Here is a 13,053-nt window from a genome sequence, read left to right as displayed (position 1 = left end):
CTCGCTGCACGGCATCCTGCTCAGCCGCGTCCTGGTGGGCGTCGCCGAGGCGGCGATCATGACCGCCTGCACCACACTGATCGGCGACTACTACTCCGGCCGCGTCCGCGACCGCTATCTGGCCCTGCAGACCATGTGCGCGTCCGCGTCCGCCACCCTCTTCTTCGTGCTGNNCTGCCGAACCCGACCACGGCCGGTCTCGGGGCGCTGCCGAACCCGACCACGGCCGGTTTCGGGGCGCTGCCGAACCCGACCACGGCCGGGCTCGGGGTGTCCACCGATTCCGGCCCCGGCCCGCGGCCCTTCCCCGTGCGGCGCATGGCGGGCCTCTGCCTCCTCACCGTCTTCGGCGCCGTCGTCTTCTACACCGTGCCCGTCGAGATGTCGTACCTCCTCGACGACCTCGACGTGGACTCCACCGGCGTCATCGGCGCCGTCACGGCGGTGGCCAGCGCCGCCACCGTCCTCGGCTCCCTCGTCTTCACCCGCCTCACCGGGGATCCGCGCCGCCGGCTGCCCGTTCTCCTCCTGCCGTGCGCCGCCGGATTCCTCGTCATGGGGGTCGCGGACGGCCTGCCCCTGCTGATCGCGGGCGCCGTGCTGAACTGCTTCGGTACGGGGCTGCTCCTGCCGTCGCTGCTGACGCTGGCGATGTCGCGGCTGGAGTACGCCGACCGGGGGCGCGGCATCGGACTGTGGACGGCGGCGTTCTTCCTCGGCGAGTTCGTCTGCCCCCTGGTCCTCCTCGGCGGCAAGGGCGCGCTCGGCAGCCTCGCCTCCGCCGTCGCCCTGCTCGGCTTCGCCACCCTGACGGTGTCGGCCGTACTCCTGCCGCTCGCCCGCCGCACAGCCGTCCCCCTGCCCCGGCAGGTTCCGGAACAGCGGTGACCGGTGGGCGGGCCTGAGGGGTGAACGGGGCGTGACCGCCTTCCCGGTGCCGGTGGCACAGGAGTCGACGTTCGACGAGGAACTGGCGGGCAGGATCGAACGTGCCATCGGCTCGGAAAGCCGCGACGCCGTGCCGATCCGCTGACGCGGGCCGCCTGTCAGGAGTCCGGCCGGTCCGCTCACCAGCCGGACTGAGCCGCTCCCAGCACGGTGCTGCCGAGGTACGCGGCGAGCTTCTCGGCACGGGGCAGGTCGCCGAATTTGTCGACGTGGACGAAGACGGTGTGGTGGTCGGCCGGCTGTGACCAGTTCACATCGGCGCAGTTGAACATGACCTCCACGCCGTCGTACGTGGCGGAACCGCGGGAATTCGTCTCTGGGTCGTCCGGCCACCTGCCGCCCAGGCCGATCGAAGCCATGCCCCGGCCCACGGCCCGCATGAACCGCTGCTCCACGGTGCCCCGCGGGACGTAGTGCAGGACGCTCAGAGGCAGTTCCGTCTCCAGTGCGGCATGCCCGGCGGTGGCGATGTCCAGGTCGAAGTCCAGGTGGTCACCCGTCGCTGGGTCCCTGTGGCCCTTGGCGTGGTGGAATCGGGCATCGGGCAGAGCGGCCGCCATCCGCCGTGCGTCCTCGACGGTCAGCAGATCGGCCATCAGCGTCACTTCGTCGTCCCGCTCCGCCAGCAGAGCGTTCAGACGCAGTGCCTGCGTCAATGCGTCGACGGCGTCGGCGGTCCGGAAGACGGGATACGCCCGTGAGTTGCCCATGTGCCTCACCTTCGCACGGGGGCCTGCGCCGGGGTCCGGCATTTTCGCGGCGCGCGGCGCGACCGACGGGCGCCTGCGGCGGGCGTTCGGTACGGGACAGCGCCGCGAGTGAGCCGGGCGAGGTGCACGTCGATGCCCGAGACGCGGCCGGCGAGCCTCGCCGATCTCGTGGTCGGCCTCGAAAGGAAACACCCCTTCCTCACCCCGCGAGAACGAGACCAGCACGCTGCCCCGGCTGTCGAACGCCAAAGGCCTGGCGGCGACTTCCGACACCTGGACAGCCTTCCCCGGTCCCGGCCCTGCGACTCGGGCAGAGGTCAGCGCAGGCTGGCCCCCTGCGACCGCAGTTCCCGCTGGACCGCACTCGCCGGGACGTCCCGTGGCTGCCGGCCCTCCGTCGCCGCGAGCGCCGCGCAGACACCCGCCGCCTGTCCGGTCGCCATGGAGATCGGCATCACACGGTAGGAGGAGTGGGCCACATGGTCGCCGGAGATGCACCGGCCCGCGACCAGGATCCGGTCCAGCCCGCGGGGGAGGAGACAGCGCAGCGGGATGTCGTACGACTCGCCGCGCGGCAGCCGCTTGAGCGTGGTGCCACGACCGCTCGGGTTGTGGATGTCCACCGGGTAGGCGCCGCGGGCGACGGCGTCGCCGAACTGCCGGGCGGTGAGCACGTCTTCGCCCGTCAGCCGGTACTCGCCCACGATGCGGCGCGTCTCCCGCACCCCGACCTGGACGCCGCTCTGTACGACGTAGGAATCGGCGAAGCCAGGCACCCGGTCGCGCAGGAACCGGGCGATCTGCGCCATCTGACGGTGAGCGGTGAACTCCGCGCGGGTGAGGTCCCAGACGCTGGTGCCGAGCACCTCGGTGACCCGGGTGGAATTGACCGCCAGCTCACCCGGGTTGGGGGTGGCGAAGAAGAGGATGTCCTCGCGCGGCAGATCCAGTTCCCCGGCGTCCGTCGCCGCACGGACCAGGTCCCACAGCCCGTGCACGCCCCTCCACTGGTCCGGGTTGGCGTGGGTGTAGGACGCGAACTCCTCCTGGTCGAAGCGGACCATGCGGAACATCAGCGTCATGGGCTGGGTCCAGCCGTCCTCCGGCCGCCCGATGTCGTACGCCGCCCCGGCCGCCGCGGCGACATCGCCGTCGCCGGTGCAGTCGACGATCACGTCGGCGTCGATGACGAGGGGCCCCGACTTCGTCTCGAACACCACCCGCGTCCGGTCCGGCAGGCCGAGGACGCCGGAGGCGAACGCGTGCAACAGCGTACGCACCTCGTGGTTCTCCAGCAGGTCGTACGTCACCAGCTTGAACAGCTCCGCGTCGAAGGGCACCGTGTAACCGGTTTCGAGCGAGGGCCTGATCGCCGCTCCCGCGCGCACGAGCTGTTCGAGCAGCACCCACAGCACCCCGCCGACGACCGGCTCGCCCTCGCCGTGGTCGGGCGGCAGCAGACGTCCGGTGTCCCCGGACACGGCCTGCTTGACCTCGTTGTGGAAGCTCATCAGCGGCATCACCAGGGCGGCGGTGGCATTGCCGCCGAGGAACCCGTACCGCTCGACGAGGATCACCTCCGCGCCGGCGTTCGCCGCTCCCAGGGCGGCGCCGATGCCGGCCGGACCGCCGCCGACCACCAGTACCTGCGTGGTGCCCGCGTGCAGGGCCTGGCGGGGCGGGAGCTCCACGCTCCGGGGGGTGCGGGGCGGCTTCAGGTAGGACATGTTCGACTCCCTCGGGGACCGGTGGCCGCCGGCCTCAGCCGGCGGCGGACGCGGGCACCGGCGTGGGCCGGTGGACGGCGTGGTCCGGCGCGATGTCGTCCAGACAGGCGAGCAGCCGGTCGCCGGTGCGGGCCGCCCGCGCCTGCATCGACGCCGTGCGGATGGCGGTGTCGGCCCGGCGGGCGGGCCGTTCGTCCCACAGCCGGTCCACCTCCGCGAGCAGCAGCCCCGTAGTCTCCCTGACGACCCCGCGCAGGGCGGGCGCGCCGATCTGCTCGGCGAAGTCGAAGACCTTGCCCGCGTAGGGCAGGGGCAGCAGCGGAATGCCCGCCAGCGCGGCGAAGATCAGGAAGTGCAGCCGCATGCCGACGGCCAGGTCCAGCCGGCTGACGATGTCGAGGACCTCCTGCGGCCCGTGGTCGCCGTGCAGCACCGTGCAGTGGTCCGCCGCGGCCATGCGGGACGCCACGGCGTGCGCATGCCGGATGTCACCGCGTTCCATCGACACGAAGACGACATGGGCGTCGAGTCGGTGGACGAGGAAGTCCCCCACATTGGCGAGGAGTTGGTGATATCCCTCTTCGTCGAGGTGTTCGGCCGCGCGTCCCGGCTCGCGCACGCTCATGCCCACCAGCCGGACTCCGGGCGGCACGGCCTCCGCCCGCAGCAGCGCCTCACCGCCGTCGCCGGGTTCGAGCAGCAGCGCCGGATCGGCGGTGACGGTGACGGGCCGGGTGAGTCCGGCCTCTTCGAGGACGAGCTTGGACTCCTCGTCGCGGACCGTCACCTGGACCGCGTCGGAGAGCGCCGTGCGCACCCACGCGCAGTCCGTCTCGTCGGTGAGCGGACCGGCGCCCACCGCGTAGGTGAAGACGGGCACCCCGAGGTCCTGGGAGGTCCGGGCCATCCGCAGATAGCGACGTGCCTCGGTGTCGTACAGGATGCCGCCCCCGCCGAGCACGAGCACGTTCAGCCGGCGCAGATGTGCGGAGATGCCGTCCCGGCACACGCCCTCCCAGCGGACGACCTCGACGTCCGGATGGACGCGGCGGGTGTGCTCCGGATTTCGGGAGAAGACGACGAGGTGCGCTTGCGGCCGCCCGGCCCGCACCCGGTCCAGCAAGGCGGTGAGGATGGCCTCGTCGCCCACGTTGCGGCCCCCGTAGGAACCCAGTACGCCTACGGTCACCCGCTCCGCACCGCCCATGACCGACCCCTCACCACGTCCACTGGCCGTACTCCTCCAGTTTTCGAGTGCGCGAAGCTGGAGGGCGAACCCCTGCCAGGTGCCCGTTTTGCTGCTTCCGTACCGTGCCCCGGCTGCCCTGTCGGAGTGCGGCGGGCCGGACCCGGCTCGCCACGGGATTCACGTCCGCTCGCCGTCCGCGTGCCATCGTGGCGTCATGGGTGTCATGAGTTTCGCGGCGACCGAAGTGGACGTGGCCGTGCTGGTCGGGCTCCAGGCCTCCGGCAAGTCCACGTTCTACGCGCAGCGGCTCTCCGGCCGGTACGCGCTCGTCAGCAAGGACCTGTTCCCACGCGGCGCCAAGAACAAGCAGCGGCGGCAGACGCGTCTGGTGGAGGACCACCTGGCGGCCGGACGCTCGGTGGCGGTGGACAACACCAACCCGTCGCCGCAGGAGTGGGGCCCGCTGGTGGAGGCAGCCCACGCCCGCGGAGCCACGGTCACGGCCTACTGGTTCCCGCCTGACGTGGCGGGCTCGCTGCGTCGCAACGCCGCCCGCGAGGGCCGCGCGCGCGTCCCGGACATCGGCGTCCTGGCCACGCTGAAGCGGCTGCGTGAACCGTCACCGGCGGACGGCTTCGACGCGGTGCGCGAGGTGAGCCTCGACGGCCGGGGCGGCTTCGAGATAAGCGACTGAGGTCCGTAGGGGAAACACCCCCCACACGCACGCACGCTCGCACGTACGGCTTCGGAGGCGGCGGAGCCTCACGCGGCCGTGATCAGTGCGGTGGCCGTCGCGATGGCGATGTCGGCGCGGGCGTGGACGATCAGGCGGATCCCGCCGGTCTCGGAGTTGGCCTCGTCGAGGAGGCGTCGCGCGGGGGCGCTGTGGGTCGCCACGGACATCACCAGGCCGAGACGGTCGCAGAGGCGATGCGCCCGCAGGACCACGCCGACCGTCGCCTCGGTCGTCGCCGCCTCGTCGAGGACGATGACGACGGAGGCCGGCAGGAGTCCCTCGATGAGATCGCCGATCTCGGCGAGCAGTGCGGCCCGACCGCCGATGCCGGGGTCGTCGTGCACCGTGATGACGAGCACGTCCTGTTCGAGTACGTGAGACATCGTCACGGTCGTCCATCTCCTCTGCTGTCGAACGGTTCACATCCGGACTACCCCGTCCCGGCCGCGTGATGCGGCGCGCGGCCGACGCCGTACGCGCGGGTGCCGTAGCCGTACTCACGGCGGCACCGCATGCTCCCCGGGGACGGCGAAGCAGCCGAACCGCCGCGTGTCCCTCGTCGTCCTCCGGGCACTCGGCCGGGGAAGGGGACGAATAAGGAGGAAGCGTGCAGCTCTCATTCCTGACACCACTGTTCGACCGTCGTGGCCCGTGGGCCACCGTGTACTTCGACCCCGCTCAGAACGACGAGTCCGGGGCCAAACGCCGGGAGCTGTCCGTACGGGAAGCCTGCCGGACACTGGAGGTCGAGGGAGCCGACGCGGCGACCGTGCGGGCGGTTCGTGACACCCTCATGGACATCGGCCCCGCCGAGGACCCGTCGGGCCGGGTGGTCTTCGCCGCCGGCGGGGAAGTCGTGCTCAGCCATCGCCTCTCCCGGCCGCCGCAGCGGCTCATCGCCGGCTGGGCCCCGCTGCCCCGGCTGACTCCGCTGCTGGAACTGTCCAGCCAGGACCCGGTGTGCCTGGTCGCCTACATCGACCGCACCGGCGCGGACTTCGAACGGCGCGGCGCGGCCGGACCGCAGGACGCCGGGCAGGTCGAGGGCCGGCAGCACCCGGTGCACCGTACGGCGACGGCGGACTGGTCCGAGCGGCACTTCCAGCTCAAGGTGGAGAACACCTGGGAGCAGAACGCCGCCGAGATCGCCGGAGCCCTGAACACGGCGTACGAGGAGTCCGGCGCGGACCTGGTCGTCCTGGTCGGCGACCCCCGTGAGCGTGCCGCCGTACACGAGCGGCTCCCCGAGGCCGTTCGCCAGGTCACCACGGAGACCGAGCACGGCGCGCGTGCCGCCGGCTCCTCCTCTCCCGCCCTGGAGGAGGCCGTCGAAGAGGCCCGCCGGCAGCACAACCGCCGTCGCATCGAGCAGGCGCTCGACCGCTTCCGCGCCGGACGGGTCGGCGTCCCCGACAAGCCGACGGACGCCGTCGAGGGCGTACCCGCCCTGGTGGAAGCCGTCCGGGAGCACCGCGTCGAAACCCTGCTCATCCGGCCCGACGGGGCGGATCTGGCACGCGAGACCTGGATCGGAGCCGATCCCGATCAGGTGGCGGTGCGCCGCACCGAGGCCCGGACCCTGGGGGAGAGCGAACCCCTGCCGGTACGCGCCGACGACGCCCTGCTGCGGGCGGCGGCCGTCACCGCCGCCGACGTGCTGATCGTCCCTCCGCCGGACGGCGACGGCGACGGTACCGACGTTCCGACGGGCGGCCTGGGCGCACTGCTGCGCTGGACCTACGAGCCGGCCCCCGCGTGACGGCCGCGCACACCGAGGAAGGGAAGTATGGACATGGTGGAGCGAGGCGGCAATCCCGTCAGTCCTCGCAAGGACGACGAGCTGAAGCACGAACTCGAAGGCCAGCTGCGGTCCGGCAGGCCCACGCACGCGGAGGAGGCCTACGAGCCCGAGCCCCCCGCGGACGACGACATCCGCGTCGACCCGGGCGGACCGGTCCCTCCGCCCGGCGAGGCGCGAGAACGGGCACAGGCGGAGACCGAGGCGGACACCCTGCGCGTCGAATTCGCACGCCACCTCGAACGGACCTCCTTCCCGGCCGACCGGCGCACCGTGCTGGACGGCCTGGAGGCGCACCACGCGCCCGAGCCCGTGCTGGAGGCGGCGCGCCGGCTGCCGGACGACGGCGGCCGGTACGCCAACGCCACCGAGATCGTCGACGCGCTCCGCTCCGGCCCCGCCGGGTGAGTCCCGCGCACACCCGACACGAAGGATCCTGTCGGCCGCCGGAGTGAAGGGGCGGAGCATCGCGAGGCAGCGGGAGCACGCGGGGGAGGGATAGGTCCTGGGTGCCGAGCAGGCGGGGCGCTCGGGACTGCGGCCGTTCCCGCCTCCGCCGGAGGAGGACGCGGACGGCGCCTCCGCACACGCGAGGGACGGCCGATCGGCACCCGGCTTCAGCACGACAAGGAGTGGAGAACCCATGGCACACGGCGGCGACGTCATCCAGGAACTGACCGCGGACCACCGCGAGGTGGACGCCCTCTTCGAGCAGATCGAGGCGCTGCCGGCGACCGACCCCCAGCGACGCGAACTGGCGGACCGGCTCACCATGGAGCTGGTCCGCCACTCGGTGGCCGAGGAGCAGTACCTGTACCCGACGGTCCGCCGGTACGTCGACGACGGGGACGACCTCGCCGACGAGGAGATCGCCGAGCACGCCGAGGTGGAGCGCATGCTCAAGGAACTCGAAGACTGCCGGCCCGGTGACGGCCGCTTCGACGCGCTGATCACGGAGCTGAAGAACTCCGTCACGGCGCATGTCGGCGGCGAGGAGAACCGGCTCTTCCCGATGCTCGCCGAGGTCTGTTCCGGCACCGCGCTGGCGGACCTGGGCGAGAAGGTCCGCGCCGCCAAGAAGAACGCCCCCACCCGCCCGCACCCGTCCGCACCGGACACCCCTCCGGCGAACAAGATCCTCGATCCCGGCGCCGGCATGGTCGACCGCCTCCGCGACATGCTCTCCGGCCGCGGAAAGCAAGGCTGACCGGACCCCTCCCGGCTGCGGGTCAGCTCGTCATAGCGGGGTCAGCTCGTACGGGCTTCGCGTGTGCGGGACCGGTTGGCCCTGCGGATCGCGTCGAGCAGTTCGGGCTTCGACATGCGTGAGCGCCCGTCGATGTCCAGCTGCCGTGCGAGATCGTAGAGATGCTCCTTCGTGGCCTGCTCGTCGACGCCCTCCCCGCTGCGTCCAGGCTGCTGACGGGGGCGGGCCGACTGCGGATCCGAGGGACCCTTGCGGCCGCCCTCCTTGCGCTCCCAGTGGTCGCCGACCTTCTCGTGCGTGTGCTTGAGCGCCCCGTAGGCGACCCGGTGGGCCCGCTCGCCCTCCCCGTACTGGTCGACGGCCGAGTCGTGGGCCTTGATCCAGGTGCGCTGGGCGTCCCGCGAGGAGCGTTCGAGGGTCGACGGCAGCTCCTGTCGTCCGGGCATGCGACTTCACCTCCGCGGATACGGCTGCCCTGCCGACCGGGTTCCCGTGACGCGGCCGAGGTAACGACGCAGCACGGTCAGCGGGGGCGTACGCGGCTCCAGGTCCTGGAGAAGTGTCAAAAATCCTTTACTCGATGTCTGGTCTGCTTTACATTCCTCGTGTGACACACGAAGAGAAGCGCGCGTGGATCATCGGGATCCTCGCTGTCGGTACCTATGCGGCCTACCTCGCCGTCGTGCTGGGGCGGGCCGCCGGCACGCCCGTGGGCGACGTGGCGTACGCGTCGCCGTTGCTGTGGGCGGTCGGCGTCTCGATCGGGGCGTCGATCGTGCTGAGCGTCCTCGTCTCGATCGGTACGCCCAAGGGCGCGAGGACGCGGGACCAGCGAGACCGGGAGATCCACCGGTTCGGCGAGTACATCGGCCAGTCGTTCGTCGTCATCGGCGGGGTGGCGGCCCTGGTGCTGGCCATGGCCGAGGCGGACCCCTTCTGGATCGCCAATGTGATCTACGCCGGGTTCACCCTCTCGGCGATCCTCGGCTGCACGGCGAAGATCGCCGCCTACCGCTGGGGGTTCCAGCCTTGGTGAGGGAGCCGACCAGGGTCACCAACTCGATCAGGGCCCTGCGGTTCGCGCAGGGGGAGATGACACAGGCGGAACTGGCCGACCGGATCGGCGTGACGCGGCAGACCGTCATCGCCATCGAGAAGGGCCGCTACTCGCCCTCCTTGGAGATGGCCTTCCAGATCGCCCGCGTGTTCGGAGTCCCGCTCGACAAGGTGTTCCAGTACGTGGACGAAGAAGAAGGAGACACCACATGAAGGCGATCGTCCAGGACGTCTACGGCCCCGCCGAGGTGCTGGAGCTGAGGGACGTCGACAAGCCGGTGGCCGGTGACGACGACGTGCTCGTCCGGGTGCGCGCGGCCGGGGTGGACCCGAGCGTCTGGCACCTCATGACAGGCCTGCCGTACCCCGTCCGCATCATGGGCTTCGGCCTGCGCAGACCCAAGCTGCGGATACGCGGCTGGGACGTGGCCGGCACCGTCGAGTCGGTCGGACGCAACGTGACCCGGTTCCGGCCCGGCGACGAGGTCTTCGGCACCTGCGAGGGCTCCTTCGCGGAGTACGCGTGCACGGGCGAGGGCAGGCTCGCGGCGAAGCCGCCGAACGCCGGCTTCGAGCAGGTCGCGGCCGTGCCGATCTCCGCCTACACCGCCCTGTACTCGCTGCGGGAGCAGGGCCGTGTCCAGCCGGGACAGAAGGTCCTGGTCATCGGGGCGGGCGGCGGCGTGGGGACGTACGCCGTACAGCTGGCCAAGGTCTTCGGGGCGGAGGTCACCGGCGTCTGCGGCACCGACAAGGTGGAACTGGTCCGCTCGATCGGCGCGGATCACGTCATCGACTACACCCGCGAGGACTTCACCGCCGGCGGCCCTCGCTACGACCTCGTCCTCGACACCGCGGGCAACCGCCCGCTCTCCCACCTGCGGCGTGCCCTCACCGCGCGGGGAACCCTCGTCATCGTCGGTGGCGAAGGCGGAGGACGCTGGTTCGGAGGCATGCACCGCACCATGGCGGCACTGGCCCTGTCCCCGTTCGTGGGCCACACCCTGCGCGCACCCTTCGTGAAGGAGCCCACGCGCGACGTCCTGGAGCCGCTGGCCGGGTACATCGCGGCCGGTCAGGTCACCCCGGTGATCGACCGGACATATCCCCTCGCCGAGGCGGCCGACGCCGTGCGGCACTGGGGCAAGGGCCACACACGCGGCAAGCTCGTCCTCACGATCTGAGCCGCGCGAGGACCACGCCGTCGGGACGGTGGACGCGAACCGGAATGATTCCGGCGGTAGCCTGGTTGTAGAAGCCGGTCGCAGTTTTACTTGTGTGTTTGTGCCAGTCGCATGCTCGCAGAGAACGATGTTGCGGGCGCGAAGCTTGTTTTCCAGGTTGTGCTGGAGCAGCCGCGTCGTTAACCGGCCCGGATGCTCACACGGTGTGAGCATCCCACCCAGCCCCTGTAAGGAGCAGCAATGACTCAGGGAACCGTCAAGTGGTTCAACGCCGAAAAGGGCTTCGGCTTCATCGCCCAGACCGACGGCGGACCGGACGTCTTCGTGCACTACTCGGAGATCGACAGCTCCGGCTTCCGTAGTCTGGAGGAGAACCAGCAGGTGGAGTTCGACATCGTGCAGGGCCCGAAGGGCCCGCAGGCTTCGCGCGTCCGCCCCCTGTAAGCACACAAGGCATCACACGCGCAGGCCGCACAGCCTGCCGTCGCCGACGTGACGGAGAAGGGCCGGTGCCTTCGGGCACCGGCCCTTCTCCGCGTCCTGAGGGTGCCCTCGCCTCGTCGGCGCCCGCGACGAGCGGCCCGGTGGCAGAGTGGACCACATGTGCGGTCGCTACGCTTCCACCCGCGGTCCCGAGGACCTCGTCCAGCACTTCCGCGTCGACGACCTACGGGTCGAGGAGACGCTCGCGCCGAGCTGGAACGTCGCCCCGACCGACGACGTGTGGGCCGTCCTCGAACGCACACCGCGCGGCGCGGACGACGACGCCGTGGCACGGCGTGAGCTGCGGGCGCTGCGCTGGGGCCTGGTGCCGTCATGGGCCAAGGACGTGAAGACCGGCGCACGGATGATCAACGCCAGGGTGGAGACCCTGCACGAGAAACCCGCCTTCCGCCGCGCGTTCACCCGGCACCGCTGCCTGCTCCCCGCGGACGGCTTCTACGAGTGGCAGCAGGTCAAGGACGACGGCACGGGCAGGACACGCAAGCAGCCCTACTTCATCCACCCCGAGGACGGCCAGGTCATGGCCCTCGCCGGCCTGTACGAGTACTGGCGCGACCCGCGGGTGGAGCGGGACGACGATCCCGCCGCCTGGCTGATGACCTGCACCATCATCACCACCGACGCCACGGATGCGGCCGGCCGCGTGCACCCGCGCATGCCGCTCGCCCTCACCGACGACCACTACGACGCGTGGCTCGACCCGGCCCACCAGGACCCCGACGAACTGCGCTCCCTGCTGGGCAGCCCCGCGGACGGACACCTCGACGTCCGTCCCGTATCCCCGGCCGTCAACAACGTCGGCAACAACGGCCCCCACCTCCTGGACCCCGTGTGAGGGTGGCGCACGGGAACCGAGCGGTGAGGGTGCGCGCACTCGCCTCGACGGACCTCCGGCCGGTCCCCACCGGGCGAGCGCCACTCACGGACGAGCCGGAGGTCCGGTCACCTCCACCTCGGCGGGCCGCAGGAGGTGTTCGCCGACGCGGTAGCCGGGCCGCAGGACCACCGAGCACGTAGGACGTTCCACCTGATCCGTGCATCGGAAGGAGACCGCTTCGTGCCGGGCGGGATCGAAGGGGTCGCCGGGTGCGCCGAAGGACTCCAGGCCCAGCGCGGTCAGTTGACCCTCCAGCAGGTTGACGACCTGCTCGAAACCGCCGACGACGTCATGGTGCCTGCGGGCCTCGTCGACGGCGTCGAGGACCGGCAGGAGACCGGTGAGTACGTTGGCGACCGCGACGCCGCCCACCGACCGGCGCTCCCGGCGGACCCGGCGACGAAAGCTGTCGTACTCGTCCTTCACCCGCCGCAGCTCCGCCGCCTGCTCCCGCAGCCGGGCGCGCGACACGTCGGTGTCGCCGTGAGCAGGCCCGCTCTGCCGGGCGGGCTCCAGTTCCGCCCGGCGACGCGGTTCGAGCCCGACAGCGTTCCTGGGCCGCTCCGGGACGACGGTCAGCGCGCGCTCGCCGGCGCGGCGGGGGCCGGTGGGACCGGTCATCCGGTGCCCTCCCGCCGCTTGTCCTCGTCGACGATCTCCGCGTCGACGACCTCCTCGTCCTGGTCCGCCCCACCGGCGCCGCCGGCAGACTGCGCGCCCTGACCCTGCTCCTGCCCCTGAGCCCGCGCCTGGGCGTACATGGCGGTACCGACCTTCTGCGCGGCGGCGGTGACCTTGTCGGCGGCCTGTCGCAGCACGGCGGTCCGATCGCCGTCGCCCGGTTCCTCCCGCAGCGCCTGCTTCAGTTCCGCCAGCGCGCTGTCGACCTCGCCGCGGACCTCCGCGGGGATGTTGTCGGCGTTGTCGGTGAGCAGCTTCTCGGTCTGGTACGCGACCTGCTCGGCGTGGTTGAGGGTCTCGGCGGCCTCACGCCTGCGCCGGTCCTCCTCGGCATGCTGCTCGGCCTCCCGCATCATGCGGTCGATGTCGTCCTTGGGCAGCGAGGAGCCGCCGGTGACGGTCATCTTCTGTTCCCTGCCGGTGCCGAGGTCCTTGG

At 71.6% G+C, this 13,053-nt stretch carries 17 protein-coding genes; 10 read left to right on the top strand and 7 right to left on the bottom strand.

The features are described 5' to 3' along the window. Window positions 1-318 precede the first annotated feature (318 nt). Window positions 319-888: an MFS transporter gene (locus tag BZL64_RS42070; protein WP_341868837.1), complete on the top strand. Its 570-nt coding sequence runs from the start codon at window positions 319-321 to the stop codon at window positions 886-888. Window positions 889-1,067: 179 nt separating this feature from the next. Here BZL64_RS42070 and BZL64_RS29735 read toward each other — a convergent pair whose 3' ends face one another. From BZL64_RS29735 to BZL64_RS29725, 3 genes are all read right to left on the bottom strand, one after another. Continuing rightward, the gene (locus BZL64_RS29735) at window positions 1,068-1,658 is read right to left on the bottom strand and encodes a hypothetical protein (RefSeq protein WP_086772252.1); all 591 of its coding nucleotides are present in this window, start codon (window positions 1,656-1,658) and stop codon (window positions 1,068-1,070) included. A gap of 317 nt (window positions 1,659-1,975) precedes the next feature. Beyond that, window positions 1,976-3,385, bottom strand: coding sequence for an FAD-dependent oxidoreductase (locus tag BZL64_RS29730; protein ID WP_086772251.1), 1,410 nt, complete (start codon window positions 3,383-3,385; stop codon window positions 1,976-1,978). Window positions 3,386-3,419: 34 nt separating this feature from the next. Beyond that, the gene (locus BZL64_RS29725; RefSeq protein ID WP_086772250.1) at window positions 3,420-4,592 is read right to left on the bottom strand and encodes a polysaccharide pyruvyl transferase family protein; all 1,173 of its coding nucleotides are present in this window, start codon (window positions 4,590-4,592) and stop codon (window positions 3,420-3,422) included. Window positions 4,593-4,788: 196 nt separating this feature from the next. On the opposite strand from BZL64_RS29725, the gene BZL64_RS29720 reads away from it, so the two are divergent. Beyond that, a complete protein-coding gene (locus tag BZL64_RS29720) occupies window positions 4,789-5,268 on the top strand; it encodes an ATP-binding protein (RefSeq protein WP_244205545.1) in 480 nt (159 codons plus the stop codon). A 68-nt stretch (window positions 5,269-5,336) separates the two neighbouring features. Here the strand turns inward: BZL64_RS29720 and BZL64_RS29715 are convergent, their stop codons facing one another. Further along, window positions 5,337-5,693: a hypothetical protein gene (locus BZL64_RS29715; RefSeq protein WP_086772254.1), complete on the bottom strand. Its 357-nt coding sequence runs from the start codon at window positions 5,691-5,693 to the stop codon at window positions 5,337-5,339. A 224-nt stretch (window positions 5,694-5,917) separates the two neighbouring features. Between BZL64_RS29715 and BZL64_RS29710 the strand changes: the two genes are divergently transcribed. The 3 genes from BZL64_RS29710 to BZL64_RS29700 all read left to right on the top strand — a co-directional run bounded on the left by BZL64_RS29710 (window position 5,918) and on the right by BZL64_RS29700 (window position 8,315). Further along, window positions 5,918-7,069: a baeRF2 domain-containing protein gene (locus BZL64_RS29710; protein ID WP_086772249.1), complete on the top strand. Its 1,152-nt coding sequence runs from the start codon at window positions 5,918-5,920 to the stop codon at window positions 7,067-7,069. A 33-nt stretch (window positions 7,070-7,102) separates the two neighbouring features. Next, window positions 7,103-7,516: a DUF2795 domain-containing protein gene (locus BZL64_RS29705; protein ID WP_244205544.1), complete on the top strand. Its 414-nt coding sequence runs from the start codon at window positions 7,103-7,105 to the stop codon at window positions 7,514-7,516. A 235-nt stretch (window positions 7,517-7,751) separates the two neighbouring features. Continuing rightward, complete coding sequence (locus BZL64_RS29700; protein WP_086772247.1) at window positions 7,752-8,315, top strand: hemerythrin domain-containing protein; 564 nt, start codon at window positions 7,752-7,754, stop codon at window positions 8,313-8,315. A gap of 41 nt (window positions 8,316-8,356) precedes the next feature. Here BZL64_RS29700 and BZL64_RS29695 read toward each other — a convergent pair whose 3' ends face one another. After that, complete coding sequence (locus BZL64_RS29695) at window positions 8,357-8,761, bottom strand: ChaB family protein (RefSeq protein ID WP_086772246.1); 405 nt, start codon at window positions 8,759-8,761, stop codon at window positions 8,357-8,359. Between the two features lie 161 nt (window positions 8,762-8,922). Between BZL64_RS29695 and BZL64_RS29690 the strand changes: the two genes are divergently transcribed. The 5 genes from BZL64_RS29690 (at window position 8,923) to BZL64_RS29670 (ending at window position 11,894) form a co-directional block, all read left to right on the top strand. Next, the gene (locus BZL64_RS29690) at window positions 8,923-9,351 is read left to right on the top strand and encodes a hypothetical protein (RefSeq protein WP_208639547.1); all 429 of its coding nucleotides are present in this window, start codon (window positions 8,923-8,925) and stop codon (window positions 9,349-9,351) included. Then, window positions 9,348-9,584: a helix-turn-helix transcriptional regulator gene (locus BZL64_RS29685; protein ID WP_086772244.1), complete on the top strand. Its 237-nt coding sequence runs from the start codon at window positions 9,348-9,350 to the stop codon at window positions 9,582-9,584. The genes BZL64_RS29690 and BZL64_RS29685 overlap by 4 nt, the downstream gene beginning before the upstream one ends. Then, window positions 9,581-10,555, top strand: coding sequence for an NAD(P)-dependent alcohol dehydrogenase (locus BZL64_RS29680; RefSeq protein WP_086772243.1), 975 nt, complete (start codon window positions 9,581-9,583; stop codon window positions 10,553-10,555). The genes BZL64_RS29685 and BZL64_RS29680 overlap by 4 nt, the downstream gene beginning before the upstream one ends. A gap of 240 nt (window positions 10,556-10,795) precedes the next feature. Then, the gene (locus tag BZL64_RS29675; protein ID WP_086772242.1) at window positions 10,796-10,999 is read left to right on the top strand and encodes a cold-shock protein; all 204 of its coding nucleotides are present in this window, start codon (window positions 10,796-10,798) and stop codon (window positions 10,997-10,999) included. 157 nt (window positions 11,000-11,156) lie between these two features. Further along, entirely contained in the window at window positions 11,157-11,894 is a 738-nt protein-coding gene (locus BZL64_RS29670; RefSeq protein ID WP_086772253.1) for an SOS response-associated peptidase, read from the top strand. An 84-nt stretch (window positions 11,895-11,978) separates the two neighbouring features. Here BZL64_RS29670 and grpE read toward each other — a convergent pair whose 3' ends face one another. Both grpE and BZL64_RS29660 read right to left on the bottom strand, forming a co-directional pair. Next, window positions 11,979-12,557, bottom strand: coding sequence for a nucleotide exchange factor GrpE (gene grpE / locus BZL64_RS29665; RefSeq protein WP_086772241.1), 579 nt, complete (start codon window positions 12,555-12,557; stop codon window positions 11,979-11,981). Beyond that, window positions 12,554-13,053: Hsp70 family protein (locus tag BZL64_RS29660; protein ID WP_158101571.1), on the bottom strand; the 500-nt coding region annotated here is incomplete at its 5' end. The genes grpE and BZL64_RS29660, both read right to left, overlap by 4 nt.

The organism is Streptomyces bobili (genome assembly GCF_002154575.1).
GTDB classification, from domain to species: Bacteria; Actinomycetota; Actinomycetes; order Streptomycetales; family Streptomycetaceae; genus Streptomyces; species Streptomyces bobili.
The sequence above is the reverse complement of the archived record's forward strand: the minus strand, read 5'-3'. Positions and strand labels throughout refer to the sequence as shown.

Bases quoted from the DNA above. Each gene is read 5' to 3' on its own strand.
- BZL64_RS29735 (WP_086772252.1), bottom strand. From the start codon at position 1,658: ATGGGCAACTCACGGGCGTATCCCGTCTTCCGGACCGCCGACGCCGTC.
- BZL64_RS29700 (WP_086772247.1), top strand. From the start codon at position 7,752: ATGGCACACGGCGGCGACGTCATCCAGGAACTGACCGCGGACCACCGC.
- BZL64_RS29695 (WP_086772246.1), bottom strand. From the start codon at position 8,761: ATGCCCGGACGACAGGAGCTGCCGTCGACCCTCGAACGCTCCTCGCGG.
- BZL64_RS29675 (WP_086772242.1), top strand. From the start codon at position 10,796: ATGACTCAGGGAACCGTCAAGTGGTTCAACGCCGAAAAGGGCTTCGGC.
- BZL64_RS42070 (WP_341868837.1), top strand. From the start codon at position 319: ATGGCGGGCCTCTGCCTCCTCACCGTCTTCGGCGCCGTCGTCTTCTAC.
- BZL64_RS29670 (WP_086772253.1), top strand. From the start codon at position 11,157: ATGTGCGGTCGCTACGCTTCCACCCGCGGTCCCGAGGACCTCGTCCAG.
- grpE (WP_086772241.1), bottom strand. From the start codon at position 12,557: ATGACCGGTCCCACCGGCCCCCGCCGCGCCGGCGAGCGCGCGCTGACC.
- BZL64_RS29680 (WP_086772243.1), top strand. From the start codon at position 9,581: ATGAAGGCGATCGTCCAGGACGTCTACGGCCCCGCCGAGGTGCTGGAG.
- BZL64_RS29725 (WP_086772250.1), bottom strand. From the start codon at position 4,592: ATGGGCGGTGCGGAGCGGGTGACCGTAGGCGTACTGGGTTCCTACGGG.
- BZL64_RS29715 (WP_086772254.1), bottom strand. From the start codon at position 5,693: ATGTCTCACGTACTCGAACAGGACGTGCTCGTCATCACGGTGCACGAC.
- BZL64_RS29705 (WP_244205544.1), top strand. From the start codon at position 7,103: ATGGTGGAGCGAGGCGGCAATCCCGTCAGTCCTCGCAAGGACGACGAG.
- BZL64_RS29720 (WP_244205545.1), top strand. From the start codon at position 4,789: ATGGGTGTCATGAGTTTCGCGGCGACCGAAGTGGACGTGGCCGTGCTG.
- BZL64_RS29730 (WP_086772251.1), bottom strand. From the start codon at position 3,385: ATGTCCTACCTGAAGCCGCCCCGCACCCCCCGGAGCGTGGAGCTCCCG.